Genomic DNA, 24,953 nt, shown 5'->3' with positions numbered 1-24,953 from the left:
AACGATCTCGCGCAGCCGTGCCAGGAGGCGCTCGCGGCGGTCCTCAGCAGTCACGAACAGCGTCCAGCCAGGTTGCTCGATCCTCAGGCCCCAGAGCGGCGTGCCGAGCGCGATCATCGCCGCCTCGTAGAGCAGCATCGTGGTCTTGCCGGTGCCACCGGGGGCGACCACTTGCGCCACGTCGGCATAGAGATAGCGATCCACGATGCAACGCGGTGCCAGCGTCGCGCGAGCGATCTCCACATCGGACGGGACCAACACTCGGCGCGACGGTGGTCGGGTCTCGATCCTTGGCCCCTCGGCGAGCAGTGCATCCAATTCGGCCTGTGCTCGCTCGATCAGCTCAGCAGGGTCGCTGCTGTCCTCCTGTTCGGCCAGGTGGCTCCCCAAGGCGCGCAGGCGCCGTCTGGTGCCGGCGGCTTGGATGAGCTTGGCGTAGTGAGTGGCATTGGCTGCCGTGGTGGCATCGGCAAACAGCGAGACAATCAGGTCGTGGTAACGGCGGTCGTTGAGCGCGTTCAGCAGCATTTCCGGCTCGGGTACAATGCCGTCATCGCTCAGCGACACGATTGCAGCGAACACCTCGCCGTGGTCGTCGTTGCCAAAATCGGCTGGGGACACCAGGTCCACAACGCGCGAGACGGCGTCGGACTCGATCATCAAACCACTGAGCAGCGCACGCTCCGCGCGGCTGATGATTGCACGCTGAGACGCATCGTGGTGTTGCTCCCACGGCTTGGGGAGGCCTTGCTTAGTTTTGCTCAAGGTCCGCACCTCAGAGGCAGATGCCATCGACGTTGACAGCATGGTTGGTGGCGAAGTGGTCGCCGGCCCGGATGCGCCTCTCCAGCCGATCCGTCGGCAGGGCAGCGAGCAAGCCCGGGCGGCACCAGTGCTGACGCCGATGCTCGTCAGCCAGATCACGCAGCGTCAGCAGTCCGCGCGCGCGGCGCCAGGCCAGTGCTTGGGCCTCGTCGTGGCGCTGGCGATCCTGGTCAAGGGCGAGAATCTCGGGGGTCGATGGTGCACTAGCGATGAGGCGGTGCGCCTGCTCATCAGTATCGGAGCTAGAACTGCCCGTGTTGGGTAGCACCAGCTGCCTCTCAGGTGCTCCGGAGGTAGCCGCTGGAATCTGTTGCACATTCAAGCCGGTAGCACGGTTAGCACCGGTAGCACGGGAAAACACGGGGCTTTGGTCGTCTGTGATCGGTTCCGCTTGTTGATCAGACGTCACCACCGTGCGAGCCGCGTCTTGGTAGGCCGTCATGGTTTGACCCCGTCGGCGTCTGAACAGCCACGACCAGGGTCTAGATCGGGGCTGAGATCGATCCCTGACCAAGGGGGTATTGAACGGCGACTGGGGATTGCTGGCTGGCGTCGTCATCACATCCACCTCCGTCACTGTCCGCGCGCGGCGTGCAGTTGGTTGACGAGGGCGTGCATCGCTTCGGGTGTCGCGCCAGCCGTGAGGGCGCTGATAACGGCGTCGATCTCATGGCTGGGCCAAGCGACGGCGCGTTGGCCGATCTTGACCGGGCGTGGCAGTACACCAGCGGCGATATCGGCATAGACACTGGCGCGGGAGCGGCCAATGCGGCGTTCAACTTCGGGGCGGCGTAGGAGAGAGAGGGTGTGGGGCATCGTTACGGCATCCTGGTTGTGGAGATCAGTGCTGGGCGGGATAGGTCCCGCGGCCAGCGTGCTGTCTTCAGTACTCAGGAAGCGCCGCCGGTGCTCAATACCGGGCTTGGCCTAAAGGCTGCTCAGGGGTCGTAAGCCGTCTGCGGGCAGCCTGGCGCTGAAGACCTTGCTAGCATCCACTCGATCCGGCTTTGCCCGCGACAGTGAAAGATCATCGATTTCGGCACGTTTCGCGATGCAGCGGTGCCTGACGGTCTCGGCAGCGAGGGATTGCCCCGTCATTTTCAGCCGGTACAATCAGTCTCAACGACCACGAGTTGCTCGGCGAAATCGATCACGCAGTGACGAACGATCCTGCCATTGAGGCATGCTCCGCAACGACGACCTATGCAGGCTCAGTGACATCGATGCCAATCGGCTTGCCGTCAGCGGTGTAGTCGACAAGCAGTTCAGAACCGGCCTATTCGACATGGTCGCTCTTGTCGCCCGGCGCGCGGGGAAGCATCGCACATCGCAGCGCCCCAGCGCTCCATGCAGTCCAGATCGCACGAGCCGCCTCCGTCCCCCGGCATTGCTGCGGCTACCGAGACGATGACAGGCTGACTGAGCGGTTGAGCCAACGCTGAGCGCCGTCAATATCCAAGAGATAGCTGGCCAGCACTTCCCGCTCAACCCAGGGCGGCATCAGCGACTGGAACTTGCTTAACCGATAACTTGACAGCGATGCGGCGATGCCCTCCCAGAGCGTTTTGTCCGTCCAGAACGCCTCACGACCGAGATCCTCAAGCACCTGAATGAACACCCGGCCATCGATCGCATCCCCTCGCACGCGCAGGCTCAGATTGTCCGTTGTGACCTTCCAATCGTCTTTCAGGGCATTCAGCGCATAGCGCAGCGTGGAGTTGATCGTACCACCGGCAAAGGTCCACCAACGGATCTCCTCGCGCTCGATCTCGATCCCTCCGATCCCCGGGGTTAGCAGGTCGCCCAACTCGCGACGCCGCTGTTCGAGCCCGTCCATTGCCACCTCCGACACATAGCGGTAGCGCTCATCAGAGGTCAGGATCGACAGCATCTTCTGGCACAGCTCGAATCCCAGAAATTGGGGAAGATAACCACCCCAGGTGGGCTGTCGACCGCGTGGCGCCGGCTCAACGACAACATGGCGATCTTCATGCCGAACCTGCACAACGGTCCATGCGCGACCGCTCAGGAGGAAGCAGCTGACCCCATCGACAAGCCGATCGACGAAATCCTGATTCAATGCGCCAAGACTGCGCCCGGACGCACGCTGAACGCTGTAGCTCTGGGGGCTTTCAAACACCGAATAGATCGCCATGAAATGACGCCTGCCGAAGGCGTGCTCGGTCTTTGGCCCGACCACAAGCAGGCCACTTACCAACCGCAGGAACTGCCCGCGCAGCATCCAATCGATCAGCGCGTCGAACTCCGCGCGCTGGATGTCGTGGAAATCAGGCACCTTGGACAGCAGCGACCAAGCCTCCTCAATCCCCACCCCATCCTGCGCCAAGGCGAGGGCGATCAGCTGATGAATCAAGACCGGCCAGCAGCGTCCATCGATCCTGACGGATTCAACCCAACCCGAGCGCGCCAGCTCGATGAGCGCGGTCGCCTGCAGGGCCGCGTCAAGGGTCTCGCACAGAAAGGTCGTATTCGACGCCTGACCAGGCCGCCGACCCGTGCGACCCATGCGCTGCAGGAACGCGCCCACCGTCGCCGGCGCATCGGCCTGCAAGACCCGATCTAGGTCACCCACGTCGATACCCAGCTCCAAGGTCGAGGTGCAGACGATGCAGCAGGCATCGGCGCCACCCTGAAAGCGCGCTTCGGCTAAGTCACGCTCTTCTTTCGAGATCGCGGAGTGGTGCACGAAGGTGTCGATCCCCGAGCGCCCCATCTGCTGGGCAACGGCCTCGGTGATGGCGCGGGTCTGGCAAAAGAACAGGCTTTTGGATCCTCGCGCCAGGGTCGCGGCCGCCGCCGCGCGCGCCGCCAGCTCGGGACGCAGCACGACCTTCAGATCGCGCTGCTGTGGATCTGCTGGCGGACGGATGACCTGTCGCGGACGCCGCGAGCTGCCACTCAGCCAGGCCAGGATCATCTCGGGATTGCCAACGGTTGCGCTCAGGCCGACACGCTGCACATCGCAACGCGACAGCGCAGCGAGCCGCTCGACGACACTGAGCAGGTGCGCCCCGCGATCGGTGCCGGCAAGCGCGTGGACCTCGTCGATGATCAGAAACCGCCATGCCGCGAACAGCCGAGACGTCTCGACCCGCGACGAGATCAGCATGACCTCGAGCGACTCGGGCGTGGTCATCAGCAGCTCAGCGGGATCGCGCAGGAACCCTCGCCGCTCCGACTCGGGCGTATCGCCGTGCCAAACACAGCGCCGCAGTCCAACCATCTCCGTGTAGAGCCCCAAGCGATCCGACTGATTGTTCAGCAGCGCCTTGATCGGCGCGACATAGAGGGCCGCAATGCCTTGAGCTGGCTGCTGAATTAAATCGGCCAGCAGCGGAAACACCGCCGCCTCGGTCTTGCCGCCCGCCGTTGGCGCCAGGATGACGGCGTTCGCGCCATTTAATAACGCTTCTCCAGCCTGTTCCTGCACCGGGCGCAGACTCGACCAACCCAGACGCGCGACAATGGCCTCCTGCAACCGGGGCGGGAAGCGCGCGAAGACGCTCACCACACATCCTCTGCCGGCACCAGCTCATCATCCGCGTCAAGCTCCGAACGCTCAATTGGCGGGCTCGTCGCCCCAGATAGCACCTGCGCCTCCTCGCTCCCGAGGGGCGTTGCCGAGAATCCATAATCACGGGCGGGATCGTAATCGGCCTGCTCATCGACCAGATCCATCTGGGTGACGAACTCGCGCATGAACTGGCGCGGCACGATGCCGACGTCCCCCTTGAATCCGGCCGTCACCTCGGCAACCAAACGGTCGATAAAGGCATCATTGATCTGGGCTTCCAGCCGCAGCGGATCGGATGCCGGAAACAGCTCCCGCAAGCGCGTCGCCACCGACCTGAGCCGATCGGCTGAGAATGGCGTCAGCTCCAGCTGGGCCTGACGCAGGCTCGCGAAGCGGCCCTGCTTAAGAAAACGGATGCGATCATGCAAGGGCGCCAGGCCAGCCACGCCTTGCCGGCTATCAAAGAACTCCGGCGTCCCCGTGAACACCCACAGCAATCCAGGGTAAGACCCGGCGGCATCGGCGATCTGGCGAATCCCATTCAGCGACTTGTGCCGCGAATCCCGGCGCATCCGCAGGATGGTCTCCGCCTCATCGATGACGATCGCCAGACCCCGGTAGCCCGCGGCCTTGACGATCTCGAGCACACCGCGGAGATAATCAAGCGCATTGCGGCTCTCGATATCGCCCTTGATACCAGCGGCCTTTTTCGCCGACGCCGCCACGTTGCCGCTGCCCGACAACCAGGAGATCAGCGCACCCGCATTGGTGGTATCCCCCGCCTGCTTCAGATCGAAGATGGTCTGGATCACGCGCACGAAGTCCACTGGCGCTTGCCCACCGGTCGCGGCAGCCAGATCCTCGTCCAACCGGCGGCGAACGCGATCATCAAAATCTGGCGCATCCTCCGACTGACCCGCGGCGATCAGCGCCTCCTCCACCTGCCCGATCCAGCGATCCAGGATGTCTCCCAACGCACCGCGAGGACAGAGGTTGGTCGCCAGCTCGGTCATCACCTTGCGATACACGTCATCGAAGCGCTGAAAGCGGAGATCGTTATCCGAGACGACGACAAAACTCGTCGCGAAGCCCATCGCTTGGGCGTCCAGCAGACTGAGGCGCGCCATGAAGGTCTTGCCGCAGCCATAGCCACCGCGCAGAAACTTCACCGTCCCCTCGCCGCTGCTCGCCAGATCCAGCTGGCGCCGCATCTCGCCACGCTGCTTATCGATGCCGATGGCAAAGGCATCCAGACCGCGCTCGGGTACCAGGCCCTTGCGCAGCGCCTCGAACAGATGCGCCAGGTCAGCCTTGGTCAGTGTCGTCATGCCATCCCCCTTCTTTCACGTAGCGCTTCACACCGCCAACCACATCGATGCGCACGGCGAAGGGTGCATGCAAGGCGTATTGTTCTACCTCGCGCGCGAAGCGCCGCGCGGCACGGGCGCCACCCAACATCCCGATCACCTCCGTTTCGGTGATCAGCCCATGGGTGTCGAGGTGCGCGAAGACCTGACGAATCGAGGCATCCGCAAGCCGCTCCAGCCAGGCCTTGCTTCCAGCGCTCGCCAAACTCGCCGCACTCACCGCGGTTCCGGACCGCTCCTGAGTACCCATCGCGGTGATGGGCGGCTGCTCGGTGCGGGTCGCGGTCACCGCGAACCGGCCATCGACCAAGCAAGGCGCAAGATTCACCTCGGCGGCGGGATGGAACAGCTCCACCAGCACCCGCGTCTCCCCTGCACCGCTGAGCCGAAAGAACAGCTCGAAGGGACGGCCAACCTCAACACTGAGGGAAGCACCGATCAGCTTAGCGGCGCCCCGCACCTGGCAAAGATCCACCCGGACTGTCTCGGCGCCCACCGCTTCGGACCCCGCGGTCTCAACTCCCGGCACGCGCAGGGCCAGCTCGACCTCGGCACGACCGCCGAAATCCAGCGCCCCCTGTCCTGCCGGCGAGACCTCGGCCGCAATGCAATGCATGCCGGCCACGCCATCGAGGCGCCGGGCGCTGAGCCGATAAGCGGTCGCATCGCCACCCGCCGGATGCCGATGCACCAAGGTCAGCACCGGGATCACCCGCTCCTGCAGGCTGTTGCCGCCGTGAACAAAGCCACGTCCGCGTTTGCCGGTATCGAACACCGCCGTGGTCTCGGGCATCATCAAGTGCAGATCGGTCCCCTCATAACCCAGTTCACTGAGCGGCACACGCACCTCGCCGGCATGATCAGCGGCCTGCTCCGAGAGCAGATGGCGGCGCTTCGGATCGACCTTGCGTCCATGCGCCAGGGCCGCAGCACGCGTTGGATCGACCAACAGAAAACCATGGTCAGCCGTGATCACAAAGCGCCGCACGCCGGCCTCACGCAACAGCCGCCAGGCGGCCCGAAGACGCTGGATCGCTGGGTCGAAGAACGCCGGCCCAACGCCCTTTTCACCCGCTTCGTCGATCTCCAGGCTGGAGACGACGACCAAACGCGCCCGAGAGACGGCTTGCCGAAGCGATGCCGCGTCACGCTGCAACACCTCGTTCAAGGTCAAGGATGGCAGGGTCGTCCCCCCAACCCGCGACTGCATCGCGCGCCGGCGCGTCTCCGGATCGGTCACCGTAAACTCGCCGGTCGAGAATCCCGTGATTCGCCCATCCGCGATGGCCGGCCGCAAGCGGCCCTGCTGTGCCGCCGGACCCGAACTAGCCCCGGCATGCGCACCCGCAACCGGCGCCAAGACATTCATGCCCACGGCAGTCACCGTCGGCAGCTCGGCCAGACGCGCAGCGAGCCGAACCTGGCTGCCCGCCGTGTTGGCAAGCAATCCGAACAGCTCCTCGGCCATCTCATAGCGCAGCGCATCGACGAGAAACAGCGCGGTAGCTCCCGCACCATCAAGCAGCGGCTCGACCACCTCAGCGAACAAGGTCCGCTGCCGAATTCCTGGCTCCGGCAGGAATCCCTCCGTACGGCAGAGCTGGCTGAAATCGCGCGCCCAGGCATCGGCCCAGGTGCGCCAGAACCCCGTGACCCGGTCCACCTGTGCCCGAATCCGATCGAAGGCCTGCACCTGGGGGTAGAGCAGGGCAAGACGTTGCTGCTCCAAGTGACGGTGCGCCTGATCGGCGCTCGCGCCCGCCTCGACATAGCGTTGGACCGCCTCAGGCAGGTCAGTCGCCCCAAGCCGATCCCCGGCCGTTTCGATCGCAACCCCGAGCTGCGCGACCGCCTGCAATAGCCGCCAGGCGGATGTGCGCGCCGCGTCCTGTCGCAGCCAGAAGCGCTGGCCATCCGCGCGCCGCTCGGCCCAGTCCAGCACCGACTGCCAGTGCCCCGATCCGAGCCGATCCAGTGCCCCGGCGAGCAGGATCTCCTCCTCGAAGCGGAAAGTCTCGGTCGCACCCAGATCCTCCGGTTGCGCCCGCTCCGCCTCATCCAGCAGCCAACCCGAGGTATCGTCCGCGACGCTGATGTAAAACGAGGGGTAGCTTGACCGCAGATGCTGGCAGAGCGCCGTGCAGGCCGTCGCCAAGGCCGCCGGCAAACGCAACGCCGACGCGAGTCGGCCATCGACCAGCGGGCGTTTCAGATCCTGGACGTACTCGACACAGAGTGCCCAGCCAGCGGCAACAAAGGCGACCTCGTCAGCCTTTCCGCTGGACTGGGACAAGAAGCGCTCCTCCCAATCGACTGGCATCCCAAGCATGGCGCGAAGCTGCGTCATCAACGCCGTGTGATGGCCCGGCTCCGCGACCTGGGCGGCAAGGGTTCCGGCGCCCAATAGATCGTCGAACAGGCCGTTCAGGCTGACACTGCGCAGCGAGGCCGCCAGCGCATGGGTTTCGGCATCCAGACGCGCGCTCAGCCAGGCGTCGGCGCCGTCCAGCGTGATCTCGCCCTGCGCTAGGAAGGCGGCGACCGTCTCTCGCGGCAGCTTGCCCGTCGCGGCCTGATTGACCAACGTCTCGATCGCCCGCTGAAATTGCGTCCCAGCCTTGTAGAGTTCAAAGAGCGGCGTTCGATGCACCGTCTCCGGACTGAAGCCTGGCACATGGATCACCAGCGGCATCGGGTCAACCGCGCCCGTTTCCGATTCCAGCGCCAGCAGAAGCTCCAGGAAACTGCCGCGATAGCCATAAACAGGGTAAGGAAGCGTCGCTTCACGATGCAGCTGCTGGAGCCGATCGGCGAAGGCCGAATACTGGTCATCCAGATCCAGCCAGACGACGACACCATGCCGACGCACGGATGCTCTGAGCTGCGACTCCAGCAAGGAGGAGACTGGACCCAGCCCTTTCATCAGGATATCCACCACCCGATTGGCATCATGCCCGTTCGGCACCCATCGTCACGCTGGACTCTGGCTGCGCGCGGAACATCCGTACCCGCAGATAATCGTCCGTCGCCTCGAACTCCGGGGCCAGTCCGTTGTACGCCAGCAGCAGCGGAACGATCTTCGTGCGCACGCCCATGCCGCGCGCATCCACGTAGCCATAGTCCCGCAGCACGTCCACGATCAGCGGGTTGCGTGGTGAGCGCTGTCCCGCCAGCATCTTTTCCACCGTCATGGAGTTCTGCAAGGCGCCCGGACTCTTGACCTCCAGCCGGTCTTTGTAACGCACCACCTCGACATCCTCGATGCGCGTCCAGTCCCGGTGTGCCAGGGCATTGACCAGGGCCTCCCGCAGCGCGGGGACAGGAAAATGCCACTGGCGATCACGTCGCACGCCATCGCTGAGATCGGCCGCCTCCTCCGAGACGAAGGGACGCATGCGCTCCAGCAACGACTCCATCAGACCGCCCCGCTCCAACGCCCTGCTGCCGCCCAGGCTCCGCCACAGCCCCACGAGCGGCTCATCCAGCACGGCGTCGTCGGCGGCGGCATAGGACATGTCACCCCCATGGAACGCCATCCAACGCACACCCGCTTGGCGCAGCGCCCGGCGCGGCCGGCGGCCGAACAAGACCAGCCCAGCGATCGTGCAGACGGTGCCCGCGCCCTCGACGTCCACCATGAAGCCCAGTGCAACAAGCCTCCGAACCCAGGCCGCGGCATCGGTGGGGACATCGGGATCGGCGAGCACATGGGCCAGGTAATCATGCAGGCGTTCTTGGTCCAATTCCTCGAACCCCGTGCCTGACACCGGAAGCAGCTCCGCGTGCAGCATGCCGCCGAGGGCGAACAGCCGCGCCTGCTGCTCGCGCGACGCCTTGCGCGAGACACTGCCGGCACGCACGAAGATCTCCTCGCGACCCTGGTGGCGGACCACGTAGGGCTTTGCCGTCCCCTGGGTCAAAGAGATCACCGCGACCCGATGGCGATCGTCGATCCGAACCGTCTCGAAGAACGGCAGGATCATGGGATGCACGTAGCGGCCGAACACCGTATCCATAACCCACTCCTCCAGGTTCTCCCGTTGGATGCCGCTGATGCGGCCATCGTCCTCCACGCCAAGCAGGATCACGCCGCCCTGGAAATTGGCCAGCGCCACGACCTCTTTCGCCAACTGTTCCGGGCGCAAATCGTCGCGCTTGAATTCGACGCCGGAGTTCTCGCCGTTGGCAATCAGTTCGAGCAGCTCGGACCTAGTCATGATCTCAGCAACCTCCAGTCTCCAAATTGCCCGCGGAAAGAAGATCGTCGATCGATGTGAGCTGTCCCAACAGCGTCTTCCGCTCATCGACGAGCGCTGGATATTTGCTCACCAGAGCAGCGCGGGCCTTTGGCTCATCCGGGGCGCGAAGATGGAAGTCGGCCTTCTGCTTGGCGATGAGATCCAACTCCAGTTGCCAGCAGGCGCAGGGATGTCGAGACCAGAGCCCAGACTCCAGCAGGCTCAGCTCGGCCTGCGGCTGCTTCTGCTTGCGGCGACGACGCAGCACCTCTTTCGCGACGGCGGCCAGCGCGGCCTTCCAGTGTGCCTGCAGATAGGCGGCGCGGTGCGCGACATCGCCACCATCGCCACGATACGGGGCCTCTTCGATACGGAAATCCGGGCCGATCTCATCTTGCAGCCGCAGCTCCCAGGACCAGGCGCGGGCCGGGTGATAGGCCCAGAAGCAGCCATGCGCGACGCCGAGCGACGGGTCTTGGCGGCACTTGGCGTCGACCCGCTCGGGCCAATGGCGCATCGCCAGATGGGACCAATCGTAGTCCTTCTTGCCAGCAGCGCTCGCCAGCTCCTTCCACCACTTCTTGGGGTCTTTCCATTGCGGCTCCAGCAGCGGCCAGAGCGCGGCGCTGTTGATCATCACGCCGTCATCGAGGTCTGGCGCATAGGTTGCATCGCAGGCGCGGGCTGGGCAGTGAGCGTCGGTCGGCGGCGCGCCCCGCTCGGCGCACTGCTCGACCAGGGCGATGAAATCGGCCAGCTCCTCGCGCCAGCGCAGCACCGAGGCATAGCGGCGCTCCGCGGCCTCGGCGGCGCGGCGATCAGCGCCATCGCGCGCGGCGCGCAGGTCCGCCAGCTCGCCGTCCAAGCGCTGCGCGGCTGGGCTCAGGTGATCCGCCAGCAGCAGCCGCAGCGTGCGGGCGTCCCAGCGATGGATGTTGATCCAGGCGACGAAGGTACGCTTGGCCGAGGATAGCGGCCAATGGATCGGCCGGTTCTCGTACATCGCCTTGTGGACATCCTTGAAGAATTTGAGCCGCAGCCAGGTGCGCAGGTTTGACTTGGCATCGATGCGCGCGCCCTGCTCGGCCCAGGCCTGGTGTAGCACGGCCGCCGCCGGGTGCCCGAGTCCATCGCGGTGATCGCCGACCTCCAGCGTGCCGTCCAGGAACAGGATGCCCGCCGGCAGCGCGTGGCTGAGGTCGGCGCCCGAGTCGGTATCGGCTGGGTCGAGGATGCCCCAGCCGCCGCGCCCCTCGCCGCCACCGAAGCGGCCCAGCGCGACGCCGAGCGCGAAGCTCAGATGATCAGTGGGTGGCTCCGGGTCGTACTCGGGCTCATAGGGTGGCAGCGGCGCGCCTTGCGGGCGATCGACCGCGGATTGCGCCCAGGCTTGGGCATGGCGCCAAGGGGATGAACCGGGGTGTTTGAATTCAATAGATGGTTCTCGGCGGGATTCATGTTCAGAAAAAGCAATCTCTAAGCGCAGTAACACGTCTTCTGATCTAGCATCGGAACGAATCGAAAGCCGTAATACATCAAGCTTTTCAAAATGATTACCTGGATTTAGAGACTCCAGGATATATCGAGCCCTAGTGCTATTCAGATTGCACAATACAATATCTAACCGGCGTCCTAAAACTGTCGCCCCCATATTTCCGATTATGGAGCGAAAACGATGGGAGCGTGCGCGAAACTGATTGCCAATCATGCTAAAAGCGACACCAGGTCGAAAGTAGGCATCCTCGCCACGACCATAGCGATTAATTGGAGCTGTTCCAATTTGAAGGCCCCGAAAATGCCAAAGCACAACAGATTCTAGCTCATGTATCCATTGCCGTTTCTCTGCACCATCTATCCAAGGCGCCCATCTAAATTTTTCAAAAGTAAGTGGGCATAACTCGATATCTGAGAGTTTGGCTTGCTTTAACAAGCATACAGTGTGTGGCAAAATCTCCCAAGCGCGCCGGACAAATCTTGTGTTATCGCACGTGGTCAGCCCCTTAAGGATTTTCCAATCTGCTCCAAGCTTAGGTTCTCGCGAATAGCCGCTAAGAAACTGCAGAGGCCACCAGTAAAGCACCGGCCTTTCTTCTATCTCCTTAAAAGAACTCTCTCTAAAATAATAGACCCCGATAAGACATTGAGTTGCCGCCCGCTTCCGCCGCGTACGCTCACTATCCCGCGACCGATCATCCAACGCGGTCGGTTGCAAGGCAACGCTCTGCTCAGATGCCGGCGGCACATTACGAAACACACTGACCACCACCGAAACCACCTCATCCGGCACCTCCTCAAAGGCACCACGGTCAAAATCCCCCAACGCCCGCAGGTCATACCGCTCCAGCAACCAAGCACGCAGCTCCGCGTACTGCTTGATGAACATCCAGTTGCGCATGGTCAGCAGCGCCGAGGTGCCACCCTCACGGACCAGTTGCAGCCCGCGCAGCAGGAAGGCGGCATAGAGATCGGCCTTGCCAAGCGGGTAGCGACGCTTGATGTAGCTGGCATCGGCCAGCTTGGCCGTGCCCTGATACGGCGGATTGCCGATCACGAGATCGTAGCGGCCGGGCTTGATCATGCGCAGGAAGCGCACACCGGCGGCGAGCTGCTCGCCATGCAGGCGCAACCCTAGGTCATTGCCGCCGCTATGGCGGGCGAGGAAGGTCTCCAGCCGCTCCAGGATGTCCGCCCTGGCTTGGTCGCGACTGATCGGGGTCACGGGCGGCGCGGCTTGCTGGCCCATGCTCCGGGCAGGCCGCGCCTTGTCCCGTCCAACAGCAGGGGCCTCGGCGCGATCGGTCGCGGTAGCCTCCTCGCCGGGAAAGAGCTGGAACTGCTCGGGCGGCTGGCGGCCCAACTCGGCCTCATGCTGCTCGATCGCCTCGTCGACCGCGCGATCGATCTGCAGCAGGCTGCCCAGATGATCGGCGCCAGCCAGCGCCTGAATCAGGGTGTCGGTGAGCGCGGCTGGGATGCCAGTCTCGCGCTCAACCTCGCGGCGCAGTTCCAACAGCGCGGGGTCGTCATCGGGCAGACTCGCCAGGCGCAGGTTGGAGGCGACCAGGTTCAGCCGCGCCGGGCGCGCCTCCGGACAGAGGCGCCGCGCCTTGAGCCAGAGCGCGGCGGCGGCGATCTGCACCGCGCGCGGATCGAGGTCGATCCCATGCAGGTTATGAGCGAGGATGCGCTCGACGATGGCGCGCGGGGACCAGCGCGGATCATCGGTCTCGTTGCGGTGGCGCGCCTCTTCCAGATACAGCGCAAACAGCAGCTCGAAGGCGACGACGAGGAAATGCCCCGAGCCCAGCGCCGGGTCCAGCAAGCGGATGTCGCGCACCGAGTTGGGGGCTCGCGTGATGGCGTCCGCTGGGATCGGCTGCGGCACATAGTAGGCCCAGCGGCGCTCGGCATCCGAGTGCAGCGGCATCAGCTCGGTCAGGGAGACCTCGCCGGCCTCGCGCTTCGCCCGCCAGTCGGCGCGGCGCTCGTCCAAGACACCAAGCAGACCGGTGAGCCTTGGCCTGTCATCGGGGTCAATCTCGGACTCCGCGTCAGGCTCGGCTTCTGGTTCGACTTCTGGCTCACCCGGCAGCGGTTGCTCGCAATCCGCGGTCCAGCCGTGCTTGCGGCAGATCGCCAGCCACATCGGCCCCAGGCTGTTCTGCAGCTGCCAATCAACCATGTAGCGCTCGGTGAACATCTGCGTCTTGGCCGCGATCTCGTGGCGCTCGAGCTTGCCGCCGGCATGCAGCTTGGCGTCCAGTGCCTCGCGCTCGGGGTCGTTCCAGTACTGATAGACCCAGCCCAGGGTCATGTCATCGTCCCAGCAGCTCGCCAGCGCCGGCGCATCCAAGACCTCGACAGCCTGGCGCAAGGTGGCGGCTCCCACGGGGATCAGATCAGCAACGCCGCCGCTGCCGTAGAGTCCGGGCAGCTCCAGAGCCAGATCCTCGAAGATCAGTTGCAGCAGATAGGCATAGCCTTCGCTGGGATCATCGCGCACCAAAGCGGGGGCGATCTCGCGGAAGGCCTGATAGCCGGGACTGTTCCAGCCGCCGGTCAGCACGCGCTCGGCACGCAGCCCCATGCCCTCCATCAGGCGCAACAGCACCAGCCGATTCAGCAGCGTATAGGCGGCGCGCTGCTCCAGCTCGCGCAGGAAGGCAGCGCGGTCACGCTCGCGGCCGTCGCCACGCCCCCGCTCGCCGCGCACCTGCTCGTCCAGCCATCCTTCAAGCCGCTCACGGCGGACTCGCGTCGCCTCGTCCAGCCCGGCCTCCCGAGCCCGCACCGACAACCGATAGGTCGCCTCGGTGGAAGCATGCAGGTCATCCAGCAGACGCGCGCGTAGCCCCCGAATGGAGCGGGACAGCGCTGCTTTGGCCTCGGGGGTCATGGGCATTGCAATCCCTCAGAGCAGCCTGACGCGCACACCGGCCTCGAGCTGCTCCAGCAGGCGCTTGCGGATCTCATCGAGCAGCGTCTCGACCTCTTCCGTGGTGGTGATCTCGCGGTTGCGCAGGGAGAGGTCGACCTTGACGATGACCGGCTGCTGACCTTGGCTGAGGATCTCGTCGAGCAGGTCGTTGGCGTTTTCCTCGGCCTCGGCCAGATCACGCAGGAATTCGGTCTGCAGGGCCTCGAGACCGGGCGCGATGGCCTCAGCCCTGGTGTCGGTCTCGGCCAGCTTGATGGGTCGCAGCACCTGATGGCTCTGATCGCCGTTGAGCATGGCGAAGCCATCGCGGCCGCGCACGCGGGCGCGGGCGGCATCGCCCTGCTGCTGTTGCCAGGCGAGGCGACGCTCGCGCTCGTTGCGATAGGCCTGCTCGATGGCGGCCAGATCGGGCTCCAAGGCGCTGATGTCGCGCCACGGCCGCTCGCTCCGCAAGTGTTCTTCGATACGCTGACAAGCGGCCTCTAGCTCTTCGTCGAGCGCCTGTGCGCCGCGCAGCTGCGCGACCTGATGCGCGCGCACCTGACTGGCGCGACTGACCTGTTGGATGGCCGCCTCGGTCAGCTCGGCTTCTAGGAGATTGACCAACTGGATGCCGTCGCTCAGGGCATCCAGATGCCGCTTCACCTGCGCTACGGTTGGGCGGGTCTGGCGGACCTGCCGCGTGCACTGCTCCAGTGCGTCCTGGAGTCGGATCAGCGGCGCGGGCGGCGCGGCGGCCAGTGTGATGCCCCCCTCCGAGAAGGATGGCAAACGCTGCAAGTGCGTGAGTACAGCGCGCAGTCGCTGCGCTTGGGTTGGGAATAGATTGGCCACGGCATCCGCGATGGCGTCATCCTGGCGATCGAGCGTCTGCTGCAGATGGCGCTCGAAGAACTTGCAGATGCGCGCGCGGGCCTGATAGCCAATGTCATCATCGCCGGCCGGAAAGAGGTTGGCGCGGCGAAACACGCGATCCTTCTCGAACAGCTCACGCACGCCGGCATCGCGCATGGCGGTGATCTCGGCGGTGCCTTCCGGCTGGATGCGCAGCTTGCCGGCACGCAGCAGGCCGGCCACGCAGGCCTTGACCACGGCCGGGGTATAGCCGTAGGGCGGCCGGCCAAAATGGGCGAGCAGATTGGTGCCGCTGAGTCCGCCCTCCTGCTCGATGAGATCCTGAACCCGCTTCGGCACGGCACCGCTGCAAGCCGGCACATAGCGACCATGGTCCAGGTCCAGGATGCCGAGGTCGCCGCTCATCAACTTGGGTGAAGGGCCACTTAGCTCGGGCTCGGTGAGCTGCAGCAGTTCGCTCGGCACCAGGTCGGTGATCACGAAGTGGGGATAGAGATCTGGGAGCAGCCGGGTACCCACCGCCTCGAGGGTGCTGACGAACGAGCCACCGAGGTCTTGCGGCGCCATGGCGCGACCTCTGAAGTAGAGCGTACCCGTCATCCAGGCACTGGCAACCGCCTTCTCGACCGCCTTCTCTAGCTCCTCGACCCGGTTTTTCTCCTGCTGCAGCAACAGCTTGCGCGCGGCGTTCAGGGACTCGCGGCGCGGCTCGAAGCGGCTCACCATCGCGCCCGATTTGGCCAGATCCCGAACCTGGGCGAAGAGTGGCTCCAGATCGCCGCAGAGCCAGAGGATACGGTTTTCCAGCGTTAATTCGGTACTGCGCTTGATCCAGTCACTAGACTGGCGCTGTTCGGCCGGCAGCAGGCGGAAATCGACACAGACGACGGCATCGGAGCGTTGATCGCCAAAGCCGGCATCGGTGATGACGCGCCCATCCGAGAAGCAACCGGCCCAGGGGAACGGTCGCCCCTGCAGGCGCGGTCGATCCGGGTTGCCGAGCAGGATCTCGAGCGCGGCTTGAATGCGGGCGCTGAGGGTCTCGCGTGGCACCGGGATGTCACGCCGCTCGCGCTCCCACTCTTCCCCGGCGGTGGATTGGATCTTGTAGCCGGTCTTCTCGGAGTAAGCCAGCAGGTTGCGCCGGCGCAGGTCTTCCAGCGCAGCCGTGACCTCGGTGACCTGATTGCCGCGATCCAGATACTCATAGAGACACTGCGCGACCAGCTTGGCGTCGGTTGGCTGAACGTCCTGGATCAGCTCCAACAGCGCGACGGCCTTGGCGGCGCGCACCGCCAGTTCGTCCGTCGCGGCCGTGCATTGGTTGAGCAGCCGCGCCATGCTGTCCTGGATGTCGGAGTCCAGCGCGCTATGCTGCACCTCGTAGATGCGATCAAGCGTGACGAGCTGACCGACCGGCAGCTCGGCGAGACGCTGCGCGCGAAAAAGCTCGCCGAGCATCTGCAGCAGACCGCGGATGGCCTGATCGTCGCCCTGGACGCGGCGCGAGCGGCTGCGCATGGCGGTGGTGATCTGCAGTAGCAGATCGATCTGCCCCGGCAGCATCGGATAGACCTCGACGAAGTCTTCCACGGTGATGGCGTCGCAACCGTAGGCGAAGAGCTTCAGGTCCGCGCGGTGGGCATCGAACAGCTCGCGCAGGCGGACCTCGGCCTCGGGCGTCTTCTGCAGCAAGCGCTTGTGGACCACGTCGCGAATGTTGGTCGCGGCCAGGTGCACGCGGAGCTTGGGCGGAAAGCGATCCTTGAGCCAGATCAGCTCGGTCTGATCCGCCTCCTCTTCGAGCTTCTGCTGACCCAGGGCGAGCAGCCAGACCTTGCCCTTGAGCGAGGCGCCGAGCGCGGTCGCGAAGGCGCGCAGCCGATCGACACGATCGCGACTGGAGAGGACATACTGCGACACCTCATCCACCACCAGGAACAGCGTGGCATGGGGCCGGCGGAAGCGCAGCATGTCACCGATGGCGCGCACCGCCTCCTCGGGCGAGCCAGCGCGCACATGGGTGCCGGCGCGGCTGTCGATCCAGCTCATCGGATCGGTGTAATGGTCGGGAAACAGACGCGACAGGACCAGCGAGAAGTCATCCTCGGCAAAGGCGCGATCCTTGCGGCGCTCCCAGGGCTCGCCTAGGGTCTCTTCGGCGACGCGCTCGAATCGGCTCCACTCGCCATCGCGCTCCAGCTTCAGCTCGTAATCGGCCACTAGCGGATAGCTGCCACAGTAGCCGAGCCGCCGCTGCACCTGCTGCACGACCGCGGCATGCACCTGCTCGTTGTCGCCGGCCACGCTGCCAACATCGAAGACCACGGCAATGGGATCGATCTTGGCCCGCAGCTCGGCCCAGGCCTCGGCCAGCTCGGCGGATCGGGGCGAGGTATCGCGGCGCAACAGGGCCTCGGCCAGTGGTCTACCGTCCGGCAAGACCACCCCATCCAGGGCCAAGCCCAGCAGCTTGGCGAAGATCGACTTGCCCGACCCATAGAAGCCCGCGATCCAGACCGTGGGCAGGTCGGGCGCACCGCTGCGCTCCAATTCGGCGGTGATGGCGCGCAGCAATCGCACATACTGATCGTGGATGCCATTCGGGACGCGCCGATGATTGGGATGCGACGCCGGCCAGCCGCCGGTGATGATGTATTCGGCGACCTCATCGGCCAGCTTCGCTGGGGTCTGCTCGTGGAAATAGACGACCGGTGGGATGTCGCGGGTGACATCCGACACAAAGAGATCGCGAATGGCGGATCGATCGTTCATGAGCGGTCCCTCAGGCGTAAATCCGGGGTCGATAGTCGCTGTCTGGGGCGATCTTCCCCATAAAGGACAGGCCAGTCTGGCCGTGGCGCTGGCCGGGGTAGAGCAGCACCACGGGCACATTGCCAGTGTTGCCGTCGAGGTGCCGCAACAGCGCGGAGGAGCGGAAGAAGGGATAAAGCGCGCCGGCGCGACCAATCAGTGCCAGGGTGCGCTCGGCCTGGTCTGGGTGCCGCTCAGTGAAGGCGCGGATCATGCCGCTGCAGTCCGCGGCCAGACCATCGGGGCCTTCGATCAGCGGGGCGAGCTTGCCTTTGAGTTCATTGAGGCCGCGCTCGCGGCTTTTCTTGGCCGTTCGCCGTTCCCGGGCGATGACGCGTTGCAGCCAGTCGTCACCTTGGGCGCGAATGCGCTGCATCAGCAACGCTTGCAGGCTGATGGTCAGGACCACCCAGCCATGAGCGATGAGATCACCGGAGAGCCGCTGCACCTCGGCGCGCAGCTTGAATTCATCCTCGGGACGGTACTGGAGGATGGCGAAACGATAGTTGCGCATGGTGCTGATGCGCGGGCCATCGGGGTGGATCAGATCACGGCGCAACAGACTCATGGCTTGTTGCAGACCTTGGGAGTGCTCCGACTGATCGAACAAGGACGGCGTCATACGCTCACGCCTGCCCGCTTCGGTATCGAGGTCGCGAACTGCGCCTCAGCCCAGGCACCGAGGTCGGCATGGTGCCAAGTTAGGTCGATGACATCGCCTTGGCGCCGGAACCCGAGGCCAGGTAGGCGCTTGAGACGCTGCTCGAGCAGGTCTCCTCTGAGGCCGACCGAAGCGAGATAGGGGTTGCGCAGCAGATCGCCGTCGATCTCGATCGCGCGAAGGAGATACAGCAGGTAAGCCAGTGCCCAGTCGTCCACCTTGGGCCAGGTAAGCGGACGCGGATCGCGCACGGAGGCGACGAGGCCAGCGGCATGCGCCGAGGACAGCAGCTTGCTGGCAAACTGGATGCAGGTAGCCATCCCCCAACGGTCGCGGCCCTGCTCCAGCACCCAGCGCACGACCAGCGGATGGCTGACCTGCGCGGGGGCGCTCTGATGCCGATCCACGAGATAGCGACCCGTGAAGGCGCGATACAAGGGGTCCGACAACTGCAGGTGCCAATGGCAGATCAGGTGTCGCGTCAAGGGCGGCATGTCGGCCCAGGTGGCAAGTGCCTGCAAGGCGTTTGGGAAGGCGTCGAAGCGGGCGCGGAAGTTCGTGAGCAGAATGCCCGTGCGCTCGAGCCCGCGGGCACCGAACCAATAGGCTTCATGGGCCTGTTTAGCCGTCACTTGCTGAGCAGTCGGCGCCCGTTGAGCGGTGGTCCGCTTGGCTGTCGGCATCGAAGCCGCCGATGCCAGATAGGCGGCCATCCGTTGCCAGTAGGCGCGGGAATGCTCCACTTCCAATGTGCACTTCAGCAGCCGGGTATGCAGATCGCGGCATTCGCGCGCATGAGTGCTGTGAGGCCTGCTCATGACGATACCTTACTGGGAGGTATGAGGCTCATTGTCCGGAGTGGCACCGCGCCATGTCCGTTAGCGAGGGCGTTCAACGTAGGGTAATGGATAAGCGGCCGGAAGCGGCCTGAGGGCGCCCGCCAGACGGCGCACGAGTCCATCCAATCCGTCGCGACCCGGCGCGCTGATGCGTCGGCCCAGCGGGGTTGCTGACGTCGCTGGCGAGTCCAGTGCCGGAAACTGCTCCAACCAGGTCTCGAAGCGGCGCCGATCCCAAGAATCCTGGACGCAGTCCTTGAGCAACGGCAGGGACTCCAACGGCCCGGCGGCCGCTGCCTTAAGCTGAGACAGCCGCTCATTCAGCCGTTCATCGACCTCGACACCCAATGAGAACAGTGACAACACCGCATCAGGATCATGCGCCTTCATGCGCAGCACCCGGTCGACGCGGATGGCACTGGCACGAGCAGCCTGGAAGGTGGCCCAGCGCCAGGTCTCCGGCATCAGTCGCTGAAAGAGATCCTCGCCTCCCCACTCGCTGATCAACTCGCTCTGCCACCAGCCCAGTCGCTCCGTTTCCCCGGCCTCACCCGCCCAAGCGATGGCGAGTTGCAAAGCCAGGACAAGATCGAGATCGGATTGGGCAAACTCGAGACCTTCCGCAGGCCGGGTGGTCTCATCGTCGCTGAACAGGCTCATCGCTCCACATCCAGGGTGTTCGGCAGATACTCGGCGATCTCTTCAATCCTGCACTCGAAGAAGCGGCAGAGCTTATCCAGGTTATCGATGGTGCAGTTGTATCCCTTCTTGTTCGCGATCTTGGAGAGGGTGCTGCGGTGGATAACCGTTGAGCGAGCGACCTCGTCGAGTGTGATTCGGCGCGCTTGCTGAAACTCCAGATCGGAGATGCGTTCTTTGAGAAAGAACCGAATCATGGGCAGCAGGTTCGTTTGCGCAGGTCGCAGGTCGCATTCCGACAACGCAATTGTTGTTCGTTTTGTCGCGTATGTTCGACTTCTGTTGAGATTTTACATCGTATCATAGGGGGCGAGGGCCTCCATGATCTCCAGCGCTGTCATGCTTGGCTCGCTTCTGCATCATCGAGCGCCTCATCCGGCAACGACACCGTATAGACATTGGTCCTTCGCCCTGATCAGAGAGGGATCACCACCGCGAGCTTCCTTTCGACTGGGGCGGACGTTCAGGCGATTGACTGAATCCCCTTCTTCTCGATGACGGTCAGAAGCCGAAGCGCTGGCCCGCCGGGACGCTTGACGCCCCGTTCCCAGTCGGAGACCAAGTTCTTGCTGACATTGAGGTAACGCGCAAAAACGGGCTGAGAAAGATGCTCGCGCTCACGCAGGGCACGGATGGCTTCGGGAGAAAGGGGCTCAACCGGCGTCAGACAAGCGTCATCGAATTCGCGCATGGTCTGTTTGTCGATGGCGCCCACCTCCTGGAGGGCTTCCATGGTTTCATGAATCGAAGCCATCGCGTCGCTACGATACTGTTTAGCCATCGTGCTCAACCTCCGAGAATTGCCCGTTCTGGATCAGCGCAGCGAGTTGCTCGTCCGTCAGCTCAAGGACGTGCCGCGCCGCCTTCTTGAAGGCCGTTTCTTCCTCATTGCCGATGTTGGCCTGCTGGCTCTTGGCGAATCCGTAGACGAAGAAGGCGCGATGCGTCTGACGGTACAAGATCAGGGTCCGGTAGCCTCCTGATCGACCTTGCCCAGGGCGTGCCACACGCTGTTTGATGACTCCGCTCGAAGTACGGCTTCAAGTAGCATGTCGTCCTGGATCTTCTGCTTGCGCGCGAAGCGCTCGAACCAAGCGTTCTTGAAGATCCTCACGTGCTCTCGCACTCCGCTTCTATGTCACACCAAGTGTTATACCACAAAGTCGTCGGAATCCGATACGGCAGGGTGAGGTTCCTCGGAGACAATGAGTTCAATCACATGCCGCAGCTTGCTCGTCGCCTGACCGCGCCGCTTCGAGCGCTCCACATCTTTCTGGAAGCGCTTGGTGTAGCAGGGCGAACGCACTCAGATGCCCAGTTTGTCGAACATCTCCTCCGTGTTCCGACAGCGGGTGATGTCTTCGCCGCGATCGGTTGCCTCAAAGGTGGAGACGGTGGTGGCATTTGGCACCTTGATCTCGAAGGGGAAGCGCTTGTCCTTGGCGACCCGGATTAACAGCAGCCGGATCGCATCTGACATCGAGAGTCCCATCGCCTCGAGCGCTTCAGACGCCTCGGCTTTGACTTGCTGGTCGACGCGTGCGCGCACGACAGTATCAGATGGCATAGGGGTGTTCGCTTTGATTTGTGTAGCTACATCGTAGCGCAATTCGGTCAACAACAAAAAAGCCCTTAACAAGCGGTATCCGATCCAGACGCCAATGCCTGGATCGGACCCGCCCTCACCTCAACACCCTCTCAGTGCAAGTCCCGCTCTGCTAAAGGCATCCCATCGCACACGGTCAGATGATCAAGCACTGAGACATCGATTAGCTCAAGCGCATCCTGTACCGATTGGTAATACGCCAGGATCGCTGCTGCAGCACTTCAGTGCCTCAAGGCTTGCCTCAGCGCGAACCTTCACAATCCCAGTCGGAGTCTCGAGACCACTGCATACTCAAACAGGCACCGGTACCTTGCCGGAGCTTCGATGCAAGAGGGATTGCGGAAGGTGCCGCCGACGAACGCCACTGGCCAACGACGTAACCGGAACCGCTCGTTTGGATGACGTCGGGCTGCGCGCGTGTCTCCCCGCAGGTTCAACCCGAATTTCTGCCGCCTCCATGACCGATAATCGATCGACCCCAAGGCGGTTGCCGATCTCAACGATCAGCGCCTGGGCTGAATCGGACACAGCGCCCGCAATGGATGCGAGTCCGATCAATTCGAGGGCCATGCTGCGCTTGTCTTCCAGGGTCAAGGCGTCGATCTCAGGCTGATGGTCGTCGGCGATGACCGCGCAACTGTTCAGCAAACACCGGCGTCGCCGGGCTGGATCGGCGAGCAGCGGCGTATCCCTCGTTCCCGCCTGTTGTTGGATCAGGGCCGCAACCCCGTACTGGTCAATGCTGGTCAGGCGTTCGAGCCGGTAAAGGCTAAGTTATCTGCATTCAGCCGATGTACCCGACAAACTCAAACCCTGTAATCACTTCGTTGTTGTGAAAGATTTCAACCCACCTTGTTTCCTCAAACCCACAATAGTAAAGAAAAATACCAGGCTTGCTTTCATCTGGTTCTCCATACATTTGCTTAAATTGCCTCTCAGATTGCGGGATTACGGAATTGAGAGTGGAATTAAAGTTTGCTCGCTCAAGCTTAGCTCCTTCAAAAAGATATTCTTGATGCTTGGTGAGGTAATAAAAAGCAATGTATCCGTTCAGATATTCTAAACTAATTGTTTTATCGATGGTATTTTTTTCGTGACGATTTTGAACATTGGTCACTTTTCGACTTAAGGGTTTGCCAATGTTATTGATTGCAGACTGAGGGTTAACTCCGACTGTTCCAACAATCGCAGAGCATAATTCTTCTCTGGCGAAGAGACTGTTAGAAAATAAAACTGAGACTAGAAGGAATAACAGCACACGTTTATACATTGTTGACGCCTTGATTTTGATGGCAAATAGAAGTGTGAAGCGTTATTCGCTGTAGAAAAAACAACAAAACACTTCAGGATAATTCCAAAGACTGACTTCATTGTTTTTTGCTGATCGGTGTTGACAGCGCTTTGGCGACTTGCTTAATACTCTGTTAGGTTTTTATAAATAACCTATCCCTGAGCATAGTCAAATGCCTTGAGCTATAAAAAAGCAAGCCTGTCATGCTCGATCAGTTCCTATCGAAGTCCTGCTGAGATGAGCAGGATGACAATAACTGCTGGGAGTCTATTAAAGGCGATTGTTTGTCGCTGTCTCCAGGATGAAAGACAACGATTTGCGCACTAATTAGAAGTGAGTGGGCGCGGTTTAATCCCAGGGTCAATCATCATTTTGCGTTTGGCAGAATTCCATGTTAATGCGCGTTTGCAATAAATGGCGTCGGCGCGACTGGCAACATGCTTCTGGCCGCAATACGTTCCACCGACCGACAGCCATAAAACACCTTGCTCAACTTCCGCTCCATAGGCGCCACCAGACCACGCATTGATGTATCCTTTTGGTGTAGACACAAAAGTGTTAACTTGCGCGCCTCCCGATCCGGAGTAGAGTGATGCGGCACCATCACATGAAAGAGCTAACTGATCGACAACATAGTCGGGTCGCTTATCCTGATTAAAGTCCGCGGTCAGTATGGCCTGAAACGGGTCTTGAAAATGACCACCAACATCGGTGCAGTAGGACTCCAATTCAGCAATATGCGCTTCAACTACTCCAGGAAGTTGTGCGGCACCGACTGGTGTAACACTCAAACAGATGATGATTAAGGTCAGGTTTTTGACATGTTGGATAGGCCGCATCGTTTTACCTCGCTCTTGTGACATCAATGAGTACACTCAAGATTGGTCAAATCCCGTGTTTGAAACGCCCGTCAAATTCGGTATTAATCGAGTCAGTGCTGCATAATCAATGATGCTCGACGGTGCCAAACACGCTGTCAAACGCAGAATCTTGCTCTCGAGGGATGCGTTGGTAGCCAACCCGATAGGCATGCAAGCCATTATATTTTGCGGCAGTCGTCGCAACACCACCCAGCCGAATTCGTGTTCGGTTGACAATAGTCGTGTCGCCGTCGCGAAGTTGGTTCGCACGACCGAGGAGGGTCTCAGCGGAGAGGGGTGTAACGACGGAGAGCGTCGTGAGCGCAAGTAGGAGCCCTGCAATCAGCGCTGTGCGTTCACTTAGTCGATGGGAGTGCTCGACCCGGAAGGATCGAAGCGGAAGTTCAGAGTCAGAGGAGCCTAGAGGCTGAACGGTAGGAGGTTGGGAGTCAGCGCCAGCAGAGGCGGCATCAGCACAGCAGCGCTGCTCAAATCGCGCGCAACCCAAGTGCCATGAAGTGAAGTCAACCGCTTCCACCACCCGCAATCCCCCTCGCATTGACGCGACTCCACCCTAGCCTTGCGCGTCTTAACTCGTCAGTGAGCCTGACGCTACCACAGTGAACAACGCAGGGCGGTTGACTTAGGTCAGATGGAAGGCGATTTCGCGGGCTATGGGGAGTTGATGAGGAAAGCCGTATTTGGGCAAGCGGCTCAATGTTGACTGAGAGAGACCTCTGTGGACCCGACGTGATAATGGAGAGTTCAATCAGAGAAAGGCTGGATAATCTGAGAAGGAAAGTCTCAAGCCCGAGCAGAAAATTACTTAACTGGCGCGCTGCTCATAGAGCCCAAGCAGATGCTCCGCCCGCTCACGATCGGACTTGAACGCTGCTTTGCGGTAGAGTTTATCGACCGCCTTGTC

The 24,953-nt window shown here is 62.6% G+C and carries 19 protein-coding genes and 1 pseudogene; all 20 read right to left on the bottom strand.

What is annotated here, in order from left to right; all coding sequences use genetic code 11:
* Positions 1-765: DnaB-like helicase N-terminal domain-containing protein (locus VBE63_RS16465; RefSeq protein WP_323684117.1), on the bottom strand; the 765-nt coding region annotated here is incomplete at its 3' end.
* 10 nt (positions 766-775) lie between these two features.
* Positions 776-1,093 carry a hypothetical protein gene (locus VBE63_RS16460; protein WP_323684116.1) on the bottom strand — a complete coding sequence of 106 codons (318 nt, stop codon included), beginning with the start codon at positions 1,091-1,093 and terminating at the stop codon, positions 776-778.
* 305 nt (positions 1,094-1,398) lie between these two features.
* Entirely contained in the window at positions 1,399-1,641 is a 243-nt protein-coding gene (locus VBE63_RS16455) for a helix-turn-helix transcriptional regulator (RefSeq protein WP_323684115.1), read from the bottom strand.
* A gap of 580 nt (positions 1,642-2,221) precedes the next feature.
* On the bottom strand, positions 2,222-4,354 hold the full coding sequence (locus VBE63_RS16450; RefSeq protein WP_323684114.1) for a DEAD/DEAH box helicase: 2,133 nt from the start codon (positions 4,352-4,354) through the stop codon (positions 2,222-2,224).
* Positions 4,351-5,688 (bottom strand): BREX system ATP-binding protein BrxD, encoded by a 1,338-nt coding sequence (brxD, locus tag VBE63_RS16445; RefSeq protein ID WP_323684113.1) that lies wholly within the window; start codon positions 5,686-5,688, stop codon positions 4,351-4,353. Before brxD ends, VBE63_RS16450 begins: the two co-directional genes overlap by 4 nt.
* The gene (gene pglZ, locus VBE63_RS16440; protein WP_323684112.1) at positions 5,666-8,650 is read right to left on the bottom strand and encodes a BREX-6 system phosphatase PglZ; all 2,985 of its coding nucleotides are present in this window, start codon (positions 8,648-8,650) and stop codon (positions 5,666-5,668) included. Before pglZ ends, brxD begins: the two co-directional genes overlap by 23 nt.
* A 25-nt stretch (positions 8,651-8,675) precedes the next feature.
* Positions 8,676-9,944: an RNA-binding domain-containing protein gene (locus VBE63_RS16435; protein WP_323684111.1), complete on the bottom strand. Its 1,269-nt coding sequence runs from the start codon at positions 9,942-9,944 to the stop codon at positions 8,676-8,678.
* Between the two features lie 4 nt (positions 9,945-9,948).
* Entirely contained in the window at positions 9,949-14,367 is a 4,419-nt protein-coding gene (pglX, locus tag VBE63_RS16430) for a BREX-6 system adenine-specific DNA-methyltransferase PglX (protein ID WP_323684110.1), read from the bottom strand.
* A 9-nt stretch (positions 14,368-14,376) separates the two neighbouring features.
* Positions 14,377-18,033, bottom strand: a complete 3,657-nt coding sequence (gene brxC / locus VBE63_RS16425; protein WP_323684109.1) for a BREX system P-loop protein BrxC — start codon at positions 18,031-18,033, stop codon at positions 14,377-14,379.
* A 10-nt stretch (positions 18,034-18,043) separates the two neighbouring features.
* The gene (locus VBE63_RS16420; RefSeq protein ID WP_323684108.1) at positions 18,044-18,694 is read right to left on the bottom strand and encodes a DUF1788 domain-containing protein; all 651 of its coding nucleotides are present in this window, start codon (positions 18,692-18,694) and stop codon (positions 18,044-18,046) included.
* Positions 18,691-19,551: a DUF1819 domain-containing protein gene (locus VBE63_RS16415; RefSeq protein WP_323684107.1), complete on the bottom strand. Its 861-nt coding sequence runs from the start codon at positions 19,549-19,551 to the stop codon at positions 18,691-18,693. The genes VBE63_RS16420 and VBE63_RS16415 overlap by 4 nt, the downstream gene beginning before the upstream one ends.
* 60 nt (positions 19,552-19,611) lie before the next feature.
* Positions 19,612-20,232, bottom strand: coding sequence for a BREX-6 system BrxE protein (gene brxE, locus VBE63_RS16410; RefSeq protein WP_323684106.1), 621 nt, complete (start codon positions 20,230-20,232; stop codon positions 19,612-19,614).
* Positions 20,229-20,468 (bottom strand): helix-turn-helix transcriptional regulator, encoded by a 240-nt coding sequence (locus VBE63_RS16405; protein ID WP_323684105.1) that lies wholly within the window; start codon positions 20,466-20,468, stop codon positions 20,229-20,231. Before VBE63_RS16405 ends, brxE begins: the two co-directional genes overlap by 4 nt.
* A gap of 266 nt (positions 20,469-20,734) precedes the next feature.
* Positions 20,735-21,052 carry a helix-turn-helix domain-containing protein gene (locus VBE63_RS16400; protein WP_200252346.1) on the bottom strand — a complete coding sequence of 106 codons (318 nt, stop codon included), beginning with the start codon at positions 21,050-21,052 and terminating at the stop codon, positions 20,735-20,737.
* Positions 21,045-21,385, bottom strand: a pseudogene (locus tag VBE63_RS16395) (type II toxin-antitoxin system RelE/ParE family toxin). The gene VBE63_RS16400 and the pseudogene VBE63_RS16395 overlap by 8 nt, the downstream one beginning before the upstream one ends.
* Positions 21,386-21,577: 192 nt before the next feature.
* Entirely contained in the window at positions 21,578-21,838 is a 261-nt protein-coding gene (locus VBE63_RS16390) for a type II toxin-antitoxin system RelB/DinJ family antitoxin (RefSeq protein WP_323684104.1), read from the bottom strand.
* 330 nt (positions 21,839-22,168) lie between these two features.
* Positions 22,169-22,471, bottom strand: a complete 303-nt coding sequence (locus tag VBE63_RS16385; protein ID WP_323684103.1) for a hypothetical protein — start codon at positions 22,469-22,471, stop codon at positions 22,169-22,171.
* Between the two features lie 190 nt (positions 22,472-22,661).
* Positions 22,662-23,147 (bottom strand): hypothetical protein, encoded by a 486-nt coding sequence (locus VBE63_RS16380; RefSeq protein WP_323684102.1) that lies wholly within the window; start codon positions 23,145-23,147, stop codon positions 22,662-22,664.
* A 344-nt stretch (positions 23,148-23,491) separates the two neighbouring features.
* Complete coding sequence (locus VBE63_RS16375) at positions 23,492-24,031, bottom strand: hypothetical protein (RefSeq protein ID WP_323684101.1); 540 nt, start codon at positions 24,029-24,031, stop codon at positions 23,492-23,494.
* Between the two features lie 823 nt (positions 24,032-24,854).
* Positions 24,855-24,953, bottom strand: a 99-nt coding sequence (locus VBE63_RS31450) for a type IIL restriction-modification enzyme MmeI (RefSeq protein ID WP_416274575.1), incomplete at its 5' end; no start/stop codon positions are given.

The organism is Lamprobacter sp. (assembly GCF_034860625.1).
GTDB lineage: Bacteria > Pseudomonadota > Gammaproteobacteria > Chromatiales > Chromatiaceae > Lamprobacter.
The sequence above is the reverse complement of the archived record's forward strand: the minus strand, read 5'-3'. Positions and strand labels throughout refer to the sequence as shown.

Bases quoted from the DNA above. Each gene is read 5' to 3' on its own strand.
- VBE63_RS16455 (WP_323684115.1), bottom strand. From the start codon at position 1,641: ATGCCCCACACCCTCTCTCTCCTACGCCGCCCCGAAGTTGAACGCCGC.
- brxD (WP_323684113.1), bottom strand. From the start codon at position 5,688: ATGACGACACTGACCAAGGCTGACCTGGCGCATCTGTTCGAGGCGCTG.
- pglZ (WP_323684112.1), bottom strand. From the start codon at position 8,650: ATGAAAGGGCTGGGTCCAGTCTCCTCCTTGCTGGAGTCGCAGCTCAGA.
- VBE63_RS16435 (WP_323684111.1), bottom strand. From the start codon at position 9,944: ATGACTAGGTCCGAGCTGCTCGAACTGATTGCCAACGGCGAGAACTCC.
- pglX (WP_323684110.1), bottom strand. From the start codon at position 14,367: ATGCCCATGACCCCCGAGGCCAAAGCAGCGCTGTCCCGCTCCATTCGG.
- brxC (WP_323684109.1), bottom strand. From the start codon at position 18,033: ATGAACGATCGATCCGCCATTCGCGATCTCTTTGTGTCGGATGTCACC.
- VBE63_RS16420 (WP_323684108.1), bottom strand. From the start codon at position 18,694: ATGACGCCGTCCTTGTTCGATCAGTCGGAGCACTCCCAAGGTCTGCAA.
- VBE63_RS16415 (WP_323684107.1), bottom strand. From the start codon at position 19,551: ATGAGCAGGCCTCACAGCACTCATGCGCGCGAATGCCGCGATCTGCAT.
- brxE (WP_323684106.1), bottom strand. From the start codon at position 20,232: ATGAGCCTGTTCAGCGACGATGAGACCACCCGGCCTGCGGAAGGTCTC.
- VBE63_RS16405 (WP_323684105.1), bottom strand. From the start codon at position 20,468: ATGATTCGGTTCTTTCTCAAAGAACGCATCTCCGATCTGGAGTTTCAG.
- VBE63_RS16400 (WP_200252346.1), bottom strand. From the start codon at position 21,052: ATGGCTAAACAGTATCGTAGCGACGCGATGGCTTCGATTCATGAAACC.
- VBE63_RS16390 (WP_323684104.1), bottom strand. From the start codon at position 21,838: ATGCCATCTGATACTGTCGTGCGCGCACGCGTCGACCAGCAAGTCAAA.
- VBE63_RS16380 (WP_323684102.1), bottom strand. From the start codon at position 23,147: ATGTATAAACGTGTGCTGTTATTCCTTCTAGTCTCAGTTTTATTTTCT.
- VBE63_RS16375 (WP_323684101.1), bottom strand. From the start codon at position 24,031: ATGTCACAAGAGCGAGGTAAAACGATGCGGCCTATCCAACATGTCAAA.